12 protein-coding genes are annotated in these 14,693 nt (G+C 72.3%); 6 read left to right on the top strand and 6 right to left on the bottom strand.

Translation table 11 applies throughout. The features are described 5' to 3' along the window. Positions 1 to 104: 104 nt before the first annotated feature. From ACFV9D_RS25430 to ACFV9D_RS25420, 3 genes are all read left to right on the top strand, one after another. The gene (locus ACFV9D_RS25430; RefSeq protein WP_385150528.1) at positions 105 to 1,712 is read left to right on the top strand and encodes a poly(3-hydroxybutyrate) depolymerase; all 1,608 of its coding nucleotides are present in this window, start codon (positions 105 to 107) and stop codon (positions 1,710 to 1,712) included. A 93-nt stretch (positions 1,713 to 1,805) separates the two neighbouring features. Then, positions 1,806 to 3,224: a threonine/serine exporter family protein gene (locus tag ACFV9D_RS25425; RefSeq protein WP_385150525.1), complete on the top strand. Its 1,419-nt coding sequence runs from the start codon at positions 1,806 to 1,808 to the stop codon at positions 3,222 to 3,224. 133 nt (positions 3,225 to 3,357) lie between these two features. Beyond that, positions 3,358 to 5,862: an ATP-dependent Clp protease ATP-binding subunit gene (locus ACFV9D_RS25420; protein WP_385150522.1), complete on the top strand. Its 2,505-nt coding sequence runs from the start codon at positions 3,358 to 3,360 to the stop codon at positions 5,860 to 5,862. 97 nt (positions 5,863 to 5,959) lie between these two features. Here the strand turns inward: ACFV9D_RS25420 and ACFV9D_RS25415 are convergent, their stop codons facing one another. Then, complete coding sequence (locus ACFV9D_RS25415) at positions 5,960 to 8,311, bottom strand: FtsX-like permease family protein (RefSeq protein ID WP_385150519.1); 2,352 nt, start codon at positions 8,309 to 8,311, stop codon at positions 5,960 to 5,962. Beyond that, the gene (locus ACFV9D_RS25410) at positions 8,308 to 9,030 is read right to left on the bottom strand and encodes an ABC transporter ATP-binding protein (protein ID WP_385150517.1); all 723 of its coding nucleotides are present in this window, start codon (positions 9,028 to 9,030) and stop codon (positions 8,308 to 8,310) included. The genes ACFV9D_RS25415 and ACFV9D_RS25410 overlap by 4 nt, the downstream gene beginning before the upstream one ends. A 137-nt stretch (positions 9,031 to 9,167) precedes the next feature. On the opposite strand from ACFV9D_RS25410, the gene ACFV9D_RS25405 reads away from it, so the two are divergent. Together ACFV9D_RS25405 and ACFV9D_RS25400 are read left to right on the top strand one after the other, a co-directional pair. Beyond that, a complete protein-coding gene (locus tag ACFV9D_RS25405) occupies positions 9,168 to 10,037 on the top strand; it encodes a sensor histidine kinase (protein ID WP_385150514.1) in 870 nt (289 codons plus the stop codon). After that, entirely contained in the window at positions 10,034 to 10,753 is a 720-nt protein-coding gene (locus tag ACFV9D_RS25400; protein ID WP_385150511.1) for a response regulator, read from the top strand. The genes ACFV9D_RS25405 and ACFV9D_RS25400 overlap by 4 nt, the downstream gene beginning before the upstream one ends. On the opposite strand, the gene ACFV9D_RS25395 is transcribed toward ACFV9D_RS25400, so the two are convergent. The 4 genes from ACFV9D_RS25395 to ACFV9D_RS25380 all read right to left on the bottom strand — a co-directional run bounded on the left by ACFV9D_RS25395 (position 10,725) and on the right by ACFV9D_RS25380 (position 13,348). Beyond that, positions 10,725 to 11,069: a CU044_2847 family protein gene (locus tag ACFV9D_RS25395; RefSeq protein ID WP_385150508.1), complete on the bottom strand. Its 345-nt coding sequence runs from the start codon at positions 11,067 to 11,069 to the stop codon at positions 10,725 to 10,727. The genes ACFV9D_RS25400 and ACFV9D_RS25395 overlap by 29 nt on opposite strands. 81 nt (positions 11,070 to 11,150) lie before the next feature. Next, positions 11,151 to 11,714, bottom strand: coding sequence for an MBL fold metallo-hydrolase (locus ACFV9D_RS25390; RefSeq protein ID WP_385150505.1), 564 nt, complete (start codon positions 11,712 to 11,714; stop codon positions 11,151 to 11,153). Between the two features lie 198 nt (positions 11,715 to 11,912). After that, on the bottom strand, positions 11,913 to 12,707 hold the full coding sequence (locus tag ACFV9D_RS25385) for an ArsR/SmtB family transcription factor (RefSeq protein WP_385150502.1): 795 nt from the start codon (positions 12,705 to 12,707) through the stop codon (positions 11,913 to 11,915). A gap of 62 nt (positions 12,708 to 12,769) precedes the next feature. After that, positions 12,770 to 13,348, bottom strand: coding sequence for a TetR/AcrR family transcriptional regulator (locus tag ACFV9D_RS25380; RefSeq protein WP_385150499.1), 579 nt, complete (start codon positions 13,346 to 13,348; stop codon positions 12,770 to 12,772). A gap of 89 nt (positions 13,349 to 13,437) precedes the next feature. On the opposite strand from ACFV9D_RS25380, the gene ACFV9D_RS25375 reads away from it, so the two are divergent. Next, entirely contained in the window at positions 13,438 to 14,661 is a 1,224-nt protein-coding gene (locus ACFV9D_RS25375) for an FAD-dependent monooxygenase (RefSeq protein ID WP_385150496.1), read from the top strand. The last annotated feature ends 32 nt before the right edge of the window (positions 14,662 to 14,693 follow it).

Genomic DNA, 14,693 nt, shown 5'->3' with positions numbered 1-14,693 from the left:
TCCGCCCCGGTGGTTGTGGCGGCCGGGCCCATAGGAGGCCGGTGCCTGGCGCGCCTAACCTCCCGGCCATCACCCCGACATGAACGAGCCGCCCGGGAGATTCCATGCGTCCACTCCGCCCCCTCCGCCCGCGCGGGCCGCGCCGGCTGACAGCGCTGCTGCTGTTCGCCGCCGCGGCCCTCTTCCCCGTCGCGACACCGGCGACCGCCGCCGCCCCCGCGCCCGTGCCCGGCACGCTCCAGCCGTACACGATCGAAGCCGTCCACAGCTCCGGGATCTCGTCGGGCGGTTACATGGCCACGCAGCTCCATGTGGCGTACTCGGGTACGTTCAGCGGCTCCGCCGTCTTCGCCTCCGGCCCGTACAACTGCGCCCAGAACACGCTCGCCACCGCCCTCAACGCCTGTATGAACACCACGCAGGACCTTCAGCTCGCGAAGCTGGAACAGACCACGCGGGACTGGTCGGCGCAGGGACTCGTCGACCCGGTGGCGAACCTCGCGGGCGACCCCGTGTACGTCTTCAGCGGCTCGGGCGACACGACCGTGAAACGGCCGGTGGCCGACGCGCTGGCCGACTATTACGGCCGGTTCGGCGCGCGGGTCCAGTACGACCGGAGCACCGCGGCCGGCCACGCCTGGATCAGTCCGCTCGGACCCAACTCCTGCACGGTCACGCAGAGTCCGTGGATCAACAACTGCGGCATCGACGCCGAGCGCGACCTGCTCGGCCATCTGCTGGGCGCCGTCGCGGCGCCGAGTGCCTCCCCCACCGGGAGTCTGATCCAGTTCGACCAGAACGCCTACGCGCCCGGGGGCTCCGCGGCGGCGCTGTCGATGGACGGCAAGGGCTTCGTCTACGTGCCGACGTCGTGCGCCGGCGGGGCCTCCTGCACCTTGATGGTCGCGCTGCACGGCTGCAAGCAGGGCTACGCGTACCAGGGATTCGGGACCCAGTTCATCGACAAGGCCTACCTCAACGAGTACGCCGACACCAACGACATGGTCGTGCTGTACCCGCAGGCAGTCCCGACGGCCACGCTGGAGAACCCCAACGGCTGCTGGAACTGGTGGGGCTACCTCGGTGACTCGGCCTACGCACACCACGGCGGCAAGCAGATCGAGGCGATCATGGGGATGGTCCGGGCGCTGCGCGGCTCCGCTCCCCCGCCGGTGATCGACCGCGTGACGCTGCCGAGCGTGGACGCCCAGGACGGGTATGTGAAGGCCGCCGCCGACGGATCGGCGCCGGCGGTGGGCACGCTGGAGGACACCTACGGTCTGGCGCTCGGCCGTGGCACGGACGGCAAGGTGAACCGGACGCTGCTCTCCTTCGACACGTCGAACGTTCCGGCGGGCAAGGAGATCACTCGCGCCTATCTGACGGTGAACCGCAGCAGCGGCTCCGGCGATCCCTGGGCGTCCCCGGCGGGCAACCGGCTTCTCGTGGACGTCACCACGGGCTGCTTCGCCGCGTGCGCCGTGGAGCCCTCGGACTGGTCGGCCGCGGCCACCGCGCCGGGCGGGGCGCAGATCGCCTCGTTCACCTCGGGTTCCGCCTCCTCCACCGATCTGTCGCCGGCGGCGCTCGCGGCCCTCGACCGGGCCGGCACGACGCAGGTCAGGCTCCGCTTCGAGTCCGCCCCGGCCTCGACGGCGTACCTCTTCGTCAACCAGGCCGCTCCGGTGACACTGACGGTCGAGTACCGCTGACACCGACCCGCCGCAGGGGCACGCTGCGGGGCCGCGGCCTCGCTGCTACGTTTCGCGAATGCGACAAATGCCGCACAGGCGGGTCGGAGTGGAATGAAGCCCCCGCGCGTCGATCCGCGGGGGCTCTTCCGCAGGCTCTTGCGCAGGGGCGCCGCCCTCCTGCCTTGGCGGAGGCGTCGTCCCGACACCGTCACGCTCCCCGAGGCCGGCGGGGTGGAGCGGGAGCGGTTGCGGGACCTCGCCGCGCTGCTCTGCGAGCTGGGCTCCGAACTGCTGCGGGCCGGTGAGCGGACCGCCGAGGTGGAGCTCACCCTCCGCGACATCGCCGCCCGGTACGGCATGCGGGCGGGTTGCTTCGTCGTCCCGACCGGTCTCTTCGTACGCGTCGGCGGCGGGCCCGACGGCCGGGGCGGCGAGCTGGACTTCACCCCGGTCGAGGGCCCCGATCTCCGGCTGGACCAGGTGGAGACCCTCCAGTCGCTCGTGCAGCGGATGCGCGACGAGGAGATGCCGTTCGAGGAGGTACGCCGGGAACTGCGCGAGGAACAGGCGCAGCCCGAGCGGTTCAGCCCGGCGACCACCGTGCTCGGGTACGTCCTGCTCACCGTGGGCCTCGGCGTGATCCGGCACGCCACCGTGGCGGCCGTGCTCGGGTACGTCGTCCTCGGCGCCGGCGTCGGTGTGCTCCGGCTCTTCGGGGACCGGCTTCCGGCCGCCCGCTCCGCGCTTCCGGTGGTCGCCGCCGTCCTGGTCACGGCGGTCTCGCTGCGCTGGGCGGGACCGCTCCTGCACGAAGTGCCGACCGTGCTGTACGTTCCGCCGCTGATCGCGTTCCTGCCGGGCTCCGCGCTCACGCTCGGCGCGATCGAACTCGCCACGGGCGCCGCCCTGTCGGGCATCGCCCGGCTGGCCGGGGCCGTCAACGTCCTGCTGCTGCTCGCGCTCGGCATCCTGGTCGGCACCGAGTTCGTACGGGCCCGGCCGGTCGGCGGACCGCAGTCGGAGACCCTCGGCGCGTGGGCGACATGGGTCGGGGTGCTTCTGCTCGGCTTCGGGTTCCTGCTGTACTTCTCCGCCCCGCAGCGCGTCATCGGCTGGCTCCTCGCCGCTCTGCTCGTCGAGCGGTTCGTGCAGTCGGCGGCCACCGACCTGGCCGGGGCGACCTTCGGCGCCTTCGCGGCGGGGATGCTGCTGCCGCCCATGGCCGCCTGGATCGAGCGGCGCTCGCACACCCCGGACCAGGTGGTGTTCCTGCCCTGCTTCTGGCTGCTCGTGCCCGGCGCGGTCGGTCTCACGAGCGTGTCGGAGCTCATCGTCGAGCGCGGCGCGGGCGGTCTCTCCAACCTCGTCGACACCGTCGTCACGGTCGCCGCCATCGCCCTGGGCATCCTTGTCGGCGCGGGACTCGAGCGCCGGCCGAGGCTCCGGATCGGCGAGCCGGCGCCCGGTGGTTCCGACCACCCGTTCGGAGGACAGGGCGACGGGAAGTTCGCGCGTGACGAGAAGCGCTGAGCACCGCGTGACCGCACGGGCGGACTCCTCCGCCGGCACGGTCCGTCACCGCGCACCGCCAGGTGGGAAGCGACGGCTGCTGGTCCAGTGGAGGGAGTACTGCCCGGAAGTCGACGCACCTGGACGGCGCCATATGACGATGTCCTCCTTCGGTTCCTTCGGTGGACCGGACCCGTTCAACGAGCTCCTCAACCACTTCTTCGGCATGTCACCCGCGGCCTCTCCCCCGGCCGTCCAGCGGGTGCCGATCGGCAGGCTGCTGACGGACTCCGCGCGCCGGCTGCTCGACCAGGCCACCACCCGTGCCGCCGCCGACGGCAGCGCCGACCTGGACACCGAGCACCTGCTCTGGGCCTGCACCCAGATCGATCCGGCCCGCAGCCTGGTCGCCCAGTCGGGCGCCGACCCCGACGAGCTGGGCAAGGCGATCGCGCAGGCGCTGCCGGGTGCGAGCACCGTGCCGTCCGCGGAGCCGGGGCTCACCCCGGCGGCCAAGCGGGTCCTGCTGCGGGCGTTCGAGCGTTCGCAGGCCTCAGGGGTCTCGTACATCGGCCCCGAGCACATCCTGGGCGCGCTCCTCGACGATCCCGACGCGGCGGCGGCGAAGCTGTTGGGCTCCTACGGAACGGATGTCGACGGTCTGCGCGCCACGTCCGACCGCGCCGCTCGGCCGGAGGGGGCTCCGGCTCCCAAGCAGGACAGCAAGACGCCCACGCTCGACGAGTACGGACGAGACCTGACCGAGGAGGCCCGGGCCGGGAAGCTCGACCCGGTGGTGGGGCGGGCCGAGGAGATCGAGCAGACCGTCGAGATCCTCTCCCGCCGTGCGAAGAACAACCCGGTCCTCATCGGCGAGCCGGGCGTGGGTAAGACGGCGATCGTGGAGGGGCTCGCCCAGCGGATCGTGGCGGGCGAGGTCCCGAAGACCCTGGAGGACAAGCGGGTCATCGCCCTCGACCTGTCCGGGCTCGTCGCGGGCGCGCAGTACCGCGGCCAGTTCGAGGAGCGGCTGAAGAACGTCATCGACGAGGTGAAGGCGGACACGGACTCGACCGTGCTGTTCATCGACGAGCTGCACACCGTGGTCGGCGCGGGCGCGACGGGCGAGGGCGCGATGGACGCCGGCAACATGCTCAAGCCGGCGCTGGCCCGGGGCGAGCTGCAATTGGTGGGCGCGACCACGATCGACGAGTACCGCCGGTACGTGGAGAAGGACGCCGCGCTGGAGCGGCGCTTCCAGCCGGTGATGATCCCGGAGCCGTCGGTGGAGGAGACGATCCTGATCCTGGAGGGGCTGCGGGACTCGTACGAGGCCCACCACCAGGTCCGGTACAGCGACGCCGCGCTCGTGGCGGCCGCCGAGCTCTCCGACCGCTATGTCTCCGACCGGTTCCTGCCCGACAAGGCCATCGACCTGCTGGACCAGACCGGCGCCCGGGTGCGGCTGCGCTCGCTGGGCAAGTCGACGGAGGTGGTCGGCCGCGAGGACCGGCTGGCGAAGCTGCGCCGCGAGAAGGACGAGGCCGTCGCGGCCGAGGACTTCGAGAAGGCGAACGAGCTCAAGCAGGAGATCGCCCGACTGGACGGCGAGCTGGCGGGGGTCGCGGAGCGGCGCGAGGGCGTGATGGAGGTGACCGCCGACGACATCGCGGAGGTGCTGTCGCGGCGTACCGGGATCCCCGTCGCGCAGATGACGCAGAGCGAGAAGGAGAAGCTCCTCAAGTTGGAGGACGCCCTGCACAGCAGGGTGGTGGGCCAGGACGAGGCGGTCACCGCCATCGCCCAGGCCGTGCGCCGCAACCGTGCGGGCATGGGCGACCCGAACCGTCCGGTGGGCTCCTTCCTCTTCCTCGGTCCGACCGGCGTCGGCAAGACCGAACTGGCCAAGGCCCTTGCGGAGTTGCTGTTCGGCGACGAGAACCGCATGGTGCGCTTCGACATGGGCGAGTTCCAGGAGAAGCACACGGTCTCGCGGCTCGTAGGGGCCCCGCCCGGATACGTGGGTCACGAGGAGGCGGGACAGCTCACCGAGAAGGTACGCCGGCAGCCGTACAGCGTCCTGCTCTTCGACGAGGTGGAGAAGGCGCACCCGGATGTCTTCAACACCCTGCTCCAGGTCCTGGACGACGGTCGGCTGACGGACGCCCAGGGGCGGACCGTCGACTTCCGCCACTGTGTGGTCATCATGACGTCGAACATCGGCGCTCAGCGGATCCTGGCCCACCATGGCGACGTCTCGGAGATCCGCGACGACCTGAAGCAGGATCTGCGGGGGTTCTTCACCCCCGAGTTCCTCAACCGCATCGACGAGACGATCATCTTCCACGGTCTCGGCGAGGACGATCTCGGCGACATCCTCGACCTGCTGCTGCGCCAGAGCGAGCGCCGGGTCCGCGCCCAGGGCCTGGAGCTGGAGGTGACGGAGGCGGCGAAGAAGCTGCTCGTCGCCCACGGTCACCAGCCGGAGTTCGGTGCCCGGCCGCTGCGGCGCACGATCCAGGCGGAGCTGGACAACCGGATCGCGGACCTGCTCCTGGGCGGTGAGGCCGACCCCGGCGACACGATCGTGGCGGACATCGTGAACGACGCGCTGGTGTGCCGGGTGAAGAAGCCGGAGGCCGGCTCCTCCGCCGCGTGACACCCCCTCAGCCCGCGGGGCACGGAAGTGCCGTCTCCCCTTCCGGCCCCGCGGCCCATGCCGGCAGCACCCATGACGGCGTACTCACTCCCTGAACTCACTCGCTGCGCAGCGCCTCCGAGATCGTCAGACGTGCGGCTCGGCGGGCGGGGAGCAGGGCGCCGAGGACGGAGAGCGTGACACCGGCGAGGACGAGCAGGACGAGCGTGGGGGCGGCCCAGACGTCGAGGACCGACTCCGGCAGCGTCACCAGCGCAGCCTCGGCCACCAGCGGCACGGCCACCCGGTGCGCGACCATCCCGAGCGGTACGCCGATCAGGCCGCCGAGCGCCCCGAGCGCCGCCATCGAGGTCACCACCATGGCGATCACCTGACGGGGGGTCATCCCGATCGACTTGAGCATCCCCATGTCCCGGCGGCGCTCCCTCGTGTCGAGGACGACGGTGTTGAGGACGCCGAGCGCCGCGACCGTGCCGAGCATCAAGGACAGGGCCGTGGAGAGGCTGACGACGGCCACGGTGAACGAGGCGGTGCTCCGGTGGATGGGGTAGAGGCCCGGGCCGGCCGCCTCGTCCACGGCCGCCGCGTACTGCTCGGGAGAGGTACCCGGGGCGAGCTTGACGTGGTACCGGTACTGGTGGGTCCGGGGCCGGTAGTCCGCGTCGAGCCGGGTGAGCGTCCCCCGGTCGAAGAGCAACCGGTCCGCCGTCTGGTTCATCAGCGAGCCGACGATGGTCACCTCGGTCCGCTTGCCTTCCAGGACCAGGGTGAGCCGGTCGCCCACCTTCAGCCCCGTCTGGTTGAGGAACTCCGAAGCCACGACGGTCTCCGCAGGGCCCGTCAGCCACCGTCCTGCGACGAGCTGCTTGTCGTGTCCGAGCTTCGCGTGGTCGCCGCGCAGGAAGAACCCGTCGACGGCGTCCGCGTGTCCGGCCAGGGTGAGCGGGACGATGAGATCGGGCGTCACCTCGGCCGCGCCGGGCACGGACCGCAGCAGCGCCTCCATCTCCGGGTCGCTCCGCTCCTTCGTCGCCTTCTCGTTGAAGAACGGGTTCGCCGGCCGCACGGTGAGGTCGACGTCCTCCTCGGAGGCCTCCGTGGCCTTCACGACCGTGTCGGCGAGGCCGGTCGCGAACGTCACCGTCAGCACGCCGAGCACGATCGCGGACAGAGTCAGGGCGGTGCGGCCGGGCCGGGCCAACGGCATGCCGAGGCCCAGGCTGACCGATCGCGGCAGCCGCGTACCACTGAGCCGGCGCTGGAGCCGTAGCCCGCGGCCGCTCCTGCGTGGTGCGCTGCCGGCGCTGATCGCCTCGGTCGCCGAGAGCCGGCGGGCCCGCAGCGCCGGGACGAGTGCGGCGAGGAGCACCACGAGCGGCATCCCGATCAGCGCGGCGAGTTCCACCGGGAGGCTGATTCCCTCGATGCGCAGGCCGCTCCCCTGGAAGGCGCCGGACAGCAGCGGGCGGGCGGCGAGGTCGCCGAGGGCGGTGCCGATGACGCAGCCCACGACGGCCGGGACGGAGACCATCAGGAGGTAGACGGCCGTGACCTGACCGGGTGTGAAGCCCAGCGCCTTGAGCACACCGATGTGCCGGAAGCCGGATACCACGGCGCCGCTGACGACGTTCGCCACGATCAGTACGGCGACGGCGAGGCCGAGGAGGCCGAAGACCACGAGGAATGGCACGTACGCGCCGGGTCCGGCGGCGACGTCCCGCTTGATGGTGAGGTACGACTGCGAGGCGAGCAGGGAGTCGGACGGGAGCCCGGAGCCGACGGCGGCGAGGCCGGCCGCCACGTCGGCGTCGGTCGCGTGCGCGTCGAAGCGGTAGAGCATCTCGGTCATGGTGGGCCCGAGCCCGTCGATCTGGGCCGGGGAGACCCAGCCGTCGGCGCTGTTGCTCAGGCTGTGCGCGTATCCCACGATCGTGAGGGTCGGCAGGCCCGGCACCTCGATCGTGCCCCCGAGCGGGAAGCCGGGGCTCTCCGCCTGGAAGGGCAGCAGAGCGGCGGCGGGCCGCGGGTCGTTGACGACGATCTCACCGGGGGCGGTCGCCCAGCGCCCCTTCCACAGGTCGACCCGGTCCACGTCGCCGCCGGGGCCGGGCCGACCCACCACCTTGAACGGGCCGACGAGCGGGGGCGGGTTGCCCTCGGGGACGTTCAGGACGGCCAGCCGATACGGTCCCTCTGCCGCCTGCACGCCGGGGGTGCCCGCTGCCTCGGTCAGCTGCGCGTCCGTGACCTTGGCGGCGTCGTACGCGGCGACGGAGTGTGCACCGCGCTGCTGGGCGAAGCCCTTGTCGAAGGGTCCCGAGGCCGCCTCCAGGAGGCCGAGGGCCACGACGATGGTGGCGGTGGAGAAGAGGACGACGAGGCCGATGACGAAGGTCTGGAGCCGGCGGCGCCGCACGGCCGCGCGCGAGGCACGCCACACGGCGCTCATGCCGTGCGCTCCACGCTGCGCTCGCCGGACACGCGGCCGTCGACCATGTCCACGATCCGGCCGGCGCAGCGCGCCGCCATCCGCTCGTCGTGCGTGACCATGAGCAGGGTCTGGCCGATCTGGTTGAGGTCGAGCAGCAGATCCATGATCTGTTCGCCGGCCCGGGTGTCGACGGCCCCGGTCGGTTCGTCCGCGAGGAGCAGAGCGGGCCGGTTCATCAGGGCGCGGGCGACCGCGACGCGTTGGCGCTCGCCACCGCTGAGCACGGCCGGGTAGGCACCCCGGCGGTCGGCGATGCCGAGTTCGTCGAGGAGTTCCAGGGCGCGGCGGCGGGCCTGCGCGGCCGGGGTGCCGGTGAGCTGCGCGGCGAGGGCCACGTTGTCGAGCGCCGGAAGGTCGTCGAGCAGGTTGAAGAACTGGAAGACCATGCCGATGCGGCGGCGCCGGAAGAGGGCCAGTTCCTTCTCGTTCTTGTCGGTGAGTTCGTCGCCGTGGACGAGCACGCTGCCGGCGGTGGGCCGGTCGAGTCCGGCGACCATGTTCAGCAGGGTGGACTTGCCGCATCCGGAGGGCCCCATGACGGCGACGGCCTCGCCGCTGCGGATCTCCAGCGAGACCCCGTCCAGGGCGGTCGTCTCCCCGAACTCCTTGCGTACGCCGTCGAGGCGCACGACGATCTGATTCGTCCGGCCCGTGGCCGCGTCGATTTCCGTGGTCATGGCAGGAACCTACGATCCGGGTCACCGGCGGGACATCACTCCCCCGAGGTATCCCGCACGCCCTGTCATCCTGGGGATGTAGGCGGATGCATCCCCGTGATGATGCGGATGACCTGGTGTTCTGCGAGGGTGAACCCGTGGGTGGATCTTGGGTGGGGTGGTGGGCCGGGGCCGCGGCGGTGCTCGGGGTCGTAGCCCTGTGGCTCGCGGTCGCGCTGGTACGGGCCCGGCGGCTGCGGCGCAGGACGCTGGAGGACCGGCGGTGGCTGCTCGAGCGGGAGCGGGAGAGCGCGGCACGCATCGCGGTGGAGGACGAACGCGCCCGGATCGCCCGCGAGTTGCACGACATCGTCAGCCACAACGTGGCCCTGATGGTGGTGCAGGCCGGGGCCGCCCGCGAAGTGCTCGCCACACTGCCCGAGGAGGCGGCGAAGGCCATCGAGGCCGTGGAGTCGGCGGGCCGGGACACCATGACCGAGCTGCGTCATCTCTTGGGGCTGCTCGCGCCCTCGCCGAGCGGTGCGGACGAACCGTACGACGGGCCGCACGCGGGTGAACTGTCGCCGCTCGCCCCGCAGCCCGGTCTGAGCAGGCTCGGTCCACTGGTCGACCGGATCGCCTTCGCCGGGCTGCCGGTGGAGGTCCGGATCTCGGGAGAGCCGCGACCGCTGCCGACCGGTGTGGATGTGACGGCGTACCGGATCGTCCAGGAGGCGCTGACGAACGCGCTCAAGCACGGGGACGGGGTGAAGGCGGAGGTGTCGGTGCGGTACGGGGAGCGGTATCTGCGGGTGGAGGTGCTCAACAGCGGTCCCAGCGTGCTGTCCGGCGACACCGCGCCGAAGCCGGCGGTACCGAGGGTGTCGCCGGGGGATCGCGAGGGGGCGGGGCGGGGGCTGATCGGACTGCGTGAGCGGGTGGCGGTGTACGGCGGTGAGCTGGACGCCCGGCGGCGGCTGGGCGGCGGCTACCGCGTCCGGGCCCGGATCCCGTTGGACGGCGGATGACGGCCGGGGGGTCTGCGGGGGTGTCGTCCCCGGGGCCGCGCGTGCTGATCGCCGACGACCAGGCCCTGATCCGTACCGGTTTCCGGTTGATCCTGACCACGCGCGGCATCGAGGTCGTCGGGGAGGCGTCCGACGGGGCCGAGGCGGTCGCGGCGGCCCGGCGGCTGCTGCCGGACGTGATCCTGATGGACATCCGGATGCCGGGGATGGACGGCCTGGAGGCCACCCGGCGCATCCTGGCCGAGGCGCCGCGGTGCAAGGTGCTGATGCTCACGACCTTCGATCTGGACCGGTACGTGTACGCGGCGCTGGCCATGGGAGCGAGCGGCTTTCTGCTGAAGGACGTGACACCGGAGCATCTGGCCGCAGCCGTACGGCTGGTGGACACGGGGGACGCGCTGCTGGCCCCGTCGATCACGCGCCGTCTGGTGGAGCGCTTCGCGGGCGGCGACCGCGTGTCGGCCGCGAGCGCGGACGCTCCGGCCGTGCACCGCGATCTGGCCGCGCTGACGCCCCGGGAGCGGGAGGTGCTGACGCTGATGGGGCGCGGGCTGTCCAACACGGAATTGGCCGGGGCGCTGACATTGAGCGAGGCGACGGTGAAGACCCATGTGGCACGGATCTTCGCGAAGCTGGCGCTGCGCGACCGGGCGCAGGCGGTGGTGCTCGCCTACGAGACGGGCCTGGTCACTCCGGGCGGGGCCGCAGCGGGCTGACGGTCGAGGGTCCTTGGGACTTCGTCCATTCGAGGGTCACCCGCAGGTTCGCGCTGCTGCTGCCCTTGACGATGAGGGCTGTCAGGCCGCCGGCGTCCAGGCCGAGTTCGCAGCCGAACTCCACGGTCGCCCGGTCCGGCGCCGCCTGGCTCAGCGCGTGGCTGAGCTGGCCGGCGAACGAGGACAGGGCGCGGGTGACCCCGGAGAGATCCGGAACGCGGTCGCCGAGGCCCTCCAGTTCCGATTCGGGGCCGAGCCGCTCCGCCTCCACGTAGAGCACGGCGTCTTCGACCTCGACCCTGGTGATGTCCCGCATCACGGCTCCTTGGAGGGTGGGTGGCGAGCAGAGCGCCAGTATCACCGAGCGGTGGTCGGAGAGCGGGCAACAGGGCCGCCGCTAGCGCGGAGTGTCGGCCGTGGGAGCGAAGGCCTCGCCGTGGCCGGGGACGACCAGGGCGGGGGCCAGGTCGAGGATGGCCCGGCGCGAGGCGTGCAGGGCGACGGGATCGGTGGCGTAGGGGTCCTCGACGGGACCGTCGGCGGACCACCACAGGTGGGTGAGCACCACGAGGCCGTCCGCGGTCTCGGCGAGGGTGCTGATGTCCTCCGGAGTATGTCCGGGGGTGGCCGCGAGCCGGATGGCGGGCGAGATCACGAAGCCGTCGGCGGCCCGGTCGATCCAGAGGTCGTCCTGGTAGATGGCCCAGTGGTCGTGGTAGCGGGCGGCCGGGAAGAGCGCCGCGTTGAGGGTGTGGTCCGGATGGTGGTGACTGAACACCACGTCGGTGACCTGCTCCGGTGCCACACCCGCGGCGGCGAGCGGGCCGAGGATCAGCTTGCGGTCGGCGACCATGCCCGGGTCGACGACGACCACGGTGTCCCCGTCACGGAGCAGGCTGACGGTCGACGCCGTCCGCGGGCCGACGTAACCGGCGGTCAGGATGGTCAAGGTGGCGGTCATGGCGGCACGTTAGCCCGAACGATCGCCAGTGACGCACGGTTTCCGGCCAGGGCCGGGGGTGTTTTCTGGCCAGAGTTCGCGGGGTGCGACCCTCGCGCCGCCGACGCTCCGGCGGCCGGGATCCCCCGGCCGCCGGGCGGGGACACCCGGCACCCCGGCACGGTGCGCGACGTACGCCATGGACCGCCCCCGCCCGAGTCAGCGCGGCGGTTCCGGCAGCTCCTCGCCCGTCTCCAGGAGGGACTTGAGGCTGGAGATCAGGGCCGGCCAGCCCTCGCCGATCATGCCGCGCATCGTGCCGTCGGGCTCCAGGTCGTCGTGCACGACGGTCAGCTTGACCATGTCCCCGGCCGGCTCGATCTCGAAGGTCACCTTCGACCGGCGCTCCTGCGCGAGCTTCGCGTACACCTCGTCCCCGACGCCGACCGCTTCGGCCCACGCAGGCGTGAAGGTGTGCCAGGTGTACGAGAGGCGCCGGCCCGGCTCGGCCGCGAGGACCACCTGCTCGGGGTCGGTGGTCCGTCGGCCGCCCTCGTCCCAGACCATCGGCGAACCGGCGGTCCACGTGGTCTCGAAGGCCACGCCCCAGTAGCGCCTGGTGAAGGCCGGGTCGGTGAGGGCCTGCCACAGCTCGTCGGGGGTGGTGCGGATGTAGGTGGTGTAGACGAACGCGTTGCTGTCCATCGGGGTCTGCTCCAATGCTGACTTCAGGTCGGCGAGCGCACGGACGCGCTCCCGGGCGTACTGGCTGATCCAGCGGTCCGCGATGGCGTGGATCGGAGCGGCGTTCAGATAGTGCAGCTTCTCCCGTCCCCGCCGCACCGTGACCACCAGCCCCGCCGCCTCCAAGAGCGCCAGATGCTTGCTGACGGACTGCCGTGCCATGTCCAGACCCGCGCAGAGTTCGCGCAGTGTCTGGCCGTTGCGGGCGTTCAGACTGTCGAGCAGCCGTCGCCGGCTGGCGTCGGCCAGCGCCTTGAACACCTCGTCCATCGCCCCACCTCAACATGCAGCCTTTTAGCTGCCTCTACGATAGGCAGCCATCTGGCTGCATGTCAACGACCCTCCGCCCCGGCGCGGCGGAGTGCCGCCGCCACCAGCCCCTCGACCTCCTCGGTCGCGACGCTCCCGCCCCGGACGACACGGTCCAGCACGAGACCGTCGACACAGGCGAGCAGGGTCAGCGTGCGGCCTTCCGGGTCCTCGACCCCCTGGGAGGCGAGGAAGTCGCGGACCGCGTCGCGCGCCGGGTTCTCACGCGGGACCAGGATTTCGCGGAGTTCGGGGTCGCGCACGCTCTCGACGGCGCAGGCGTAGCGGGCGAGGGAGCGGCGACGCCCCTCGCCGCTGAGCCGCGCGGCGACGAGCGCCTCGATGGCGCGGCCGAGTTCGGCGGCGGAACGCGGCCCGGGGGTGCGCTCCGCCGCCGCCCGCAGCTCGGACTGGTCGAGCTCGACGAGGCGGCGCACGAGGGCGGTGAGCAGGGCCGAACGGGTGCGGAAGTACGCCGAGGTGCTGCCGGCGGGAATCCGCGCGGCCGCGTCGACCGCGCGATGGGTCAGCCCGCGCATCCCGGCGTCGGCGAGGACGCCGAGCGCGGCGTCGGCGAGGAGGGTGCGTCGATCGGAGGTCACCCCCTCTTTCTACACCTGTAGAGACCGCGCGCTAGGCTTTCTACAGATGTAGAAGACGGTGGGTCGGTTCGGGAGAGGGCTGGGTAGCCATGGGGAACAGGAACATCGCGGTCGTCGTCGGCGCGGGCATCGGCGGGCTCGCCGCCGCCATCGGGCTGCGGCGCGTCGGCTGGGAGGTACGGGTCGTGGAGCGCGCACCCGTGCTCGACGACGCCGGCGCCGGCATCTCGCTCGCCGCCAACGGCATCCGCGCCCTCGACGCACTCGGCGTCGGCGGGGCCGTAAGGGCCGCCTCGCGCGGCCAGTACACCGGCGGCACCCGCACTCCGGACGGGTCCTGGCTCGCCCGGATGGACGGCGCCGCTCTCGAACGCGCCCTCGGCACCCCCATCGTCGGCATCCCGCGCGCCACGCTGCACCGTCTGCTGCGTGCCACCCTGCCGCCCGAGAGCGTGAGCGTCGGCGTGGAGGTGACCGGCGTCGACCGCTCGGGACCGGGCCGTGTCCGCGTCCGAACGCGGTCCGTCGACACCTCGGCCACCCCGGGCCCCGGCTCGGATCTCGACGCCGACCTGGTCGTGGCCGCCGACGGCGTCAACAGTCGCACCCGGGCCGATCTCTTCCCGGACCACCCCGGCCCGGCGTACAGCGGCTCGACCGTGCTCCGCGCCCTCACCGAACGGCCGCTCGACCTGTCCACCGATTTCGAGATCACGTGGGGGCACGGCGCCGAGTTCGGGCACATCGCGCTCGAGGACGGGCGTGCGGAGTGGCACGCCGTCCTCAACTCCCCCGTCGGGGTACGGCACGCCGATCCGCTCGGCGAGGTCCGCAGGCGCTTCGCCGACTGGCACCAGCCCATCGGGCGACTGCTCGGCGCGACCCGCCCCGAGGCCGTCCTCCACCACGACATCCACGAACTGGCCACCCCGCTCCCCTCGTTCGTGTCCGGCCGGGTCGCCCTGCTCGGCGACGCGGCCCACGCGATGACTCCGAACCTCGGCCAGGGCGCCTGTCAGGCCCTGGAGGACGCGGTCGTCCTCGCGGCCGCTCTGGCGCACGGCCCCGACACCGACACGGCGCTGGCCGCCTACGACGCCGAGCGCCGGCCACGCGCCCAGTCGGTCACGGTCGCCGCCCGCAAGGCCGGCCGCATGGGCCAGCAGCTCTCCGGGCCCGCGTCCGTCGCGCTGCGCAACGCCGCCCTGCGCCTGGCTCCGTCGGGCATGGCGGTACGGATGATCCTGCGGCACGCCGACTGGACCCCGCCCCAGCTCCCCGGCGTGCCCACGGACACCTCTCTCGTTGAATAGGTGCGGACAAAACTACTCAACGAGGCTGCTAG

This window comes from Streptomyces sp. NPDC059875, from assembly GCF_042731085.1.
Lineage (GTDB): Bacteria > Actinomycetota > Actinomycetes > Streptomycetales > Streptomycetaceae > Streptomyces.
This window is presented reverse-complemented; position numbering and strand designations above follow the sequence as displayed.

What these genes read in the sequence shown, in the direction of transcription:
- ACFV9D_RS25395 (WP_385150508.1), bottom strand. Translation starts at nt 11,069, where the DNA reads ATGCGGGACATCACCAGGGTCGAGGTCGAAGACGCCGTGCTCTACGTG.
- ACFV9D_RS25375 (WP_385150496.1), top strand. Translation starts at nt 13,438, where the DNA reads ATGGGGAACAGGAACATCGCGGTCGTCGTCGGCGCGGGCATCGGCGGG.
- ACFV9D_RS25415 (WP_385150519.1), bottom strand. Translation starts at nt 8,311, where the DNA reads ATGAGCGCCGTGTGGCGTGCCTCGCGCGCGGCCGTGCGGCGCCGCCGG.
- ACFV9D_RS25430 (WP_385150528.1), top strand. Translation starts at nt 105, where the DNA reads ATGCGTCCACTCCGCCCCCTCCGCCCGCGCGGGCCGCGCCGGCTGACA.
- ACFV9D_RS25425 (WP_385150525.1), top strand. Translation starts at nt 1,806, where the DNA reads ATGAAGCCCCCGCGCGTCGATCCGCGGGGGCTCTTCCGCAGGCTCTTG.
- ACFV9D_RS25420 (WP_385150522.1), top strand. Translation starts at nt 3,358, where the DNA reads ATGACGATGTCCTCCTTCGGTTCCTTCGGTGGACCGGACCCGTTCAAC.
- ACFV9D_RS25390 (WP_385150505.1), bottom strand. Translation starts at nt 11,714, where the DNA reads ATGACCGCCACCTTGACCATCCTGACCGCCGGTTACGTCGGCCCGCGG.
- ACFV9D_RS25410 (WP_385150517.1), bottom strand. Translation starts at nt 9,030, where the DNA reads ATGACCACGGAAATCGACGCGGCCACGGGCCGGACGAATCAGATCGTC.
- ACFV9D_RS25385 (WP_385150502.1), bottom strand. Translation starts at nt 12,707, where the DNA reads ATGGACGAGGTGTTCAAGGCGCTGGCCGACGCCAGCCGGCGACGGCTG.
- ACFV9D_RS25400 (WP_385150511.1), top strand. Translation starts at nt 10,034, where the DNA reads ATGACGGCCGGGGGGTCTGCGGGGGTGTCGTCCCCGGGGCCGCGCGTG.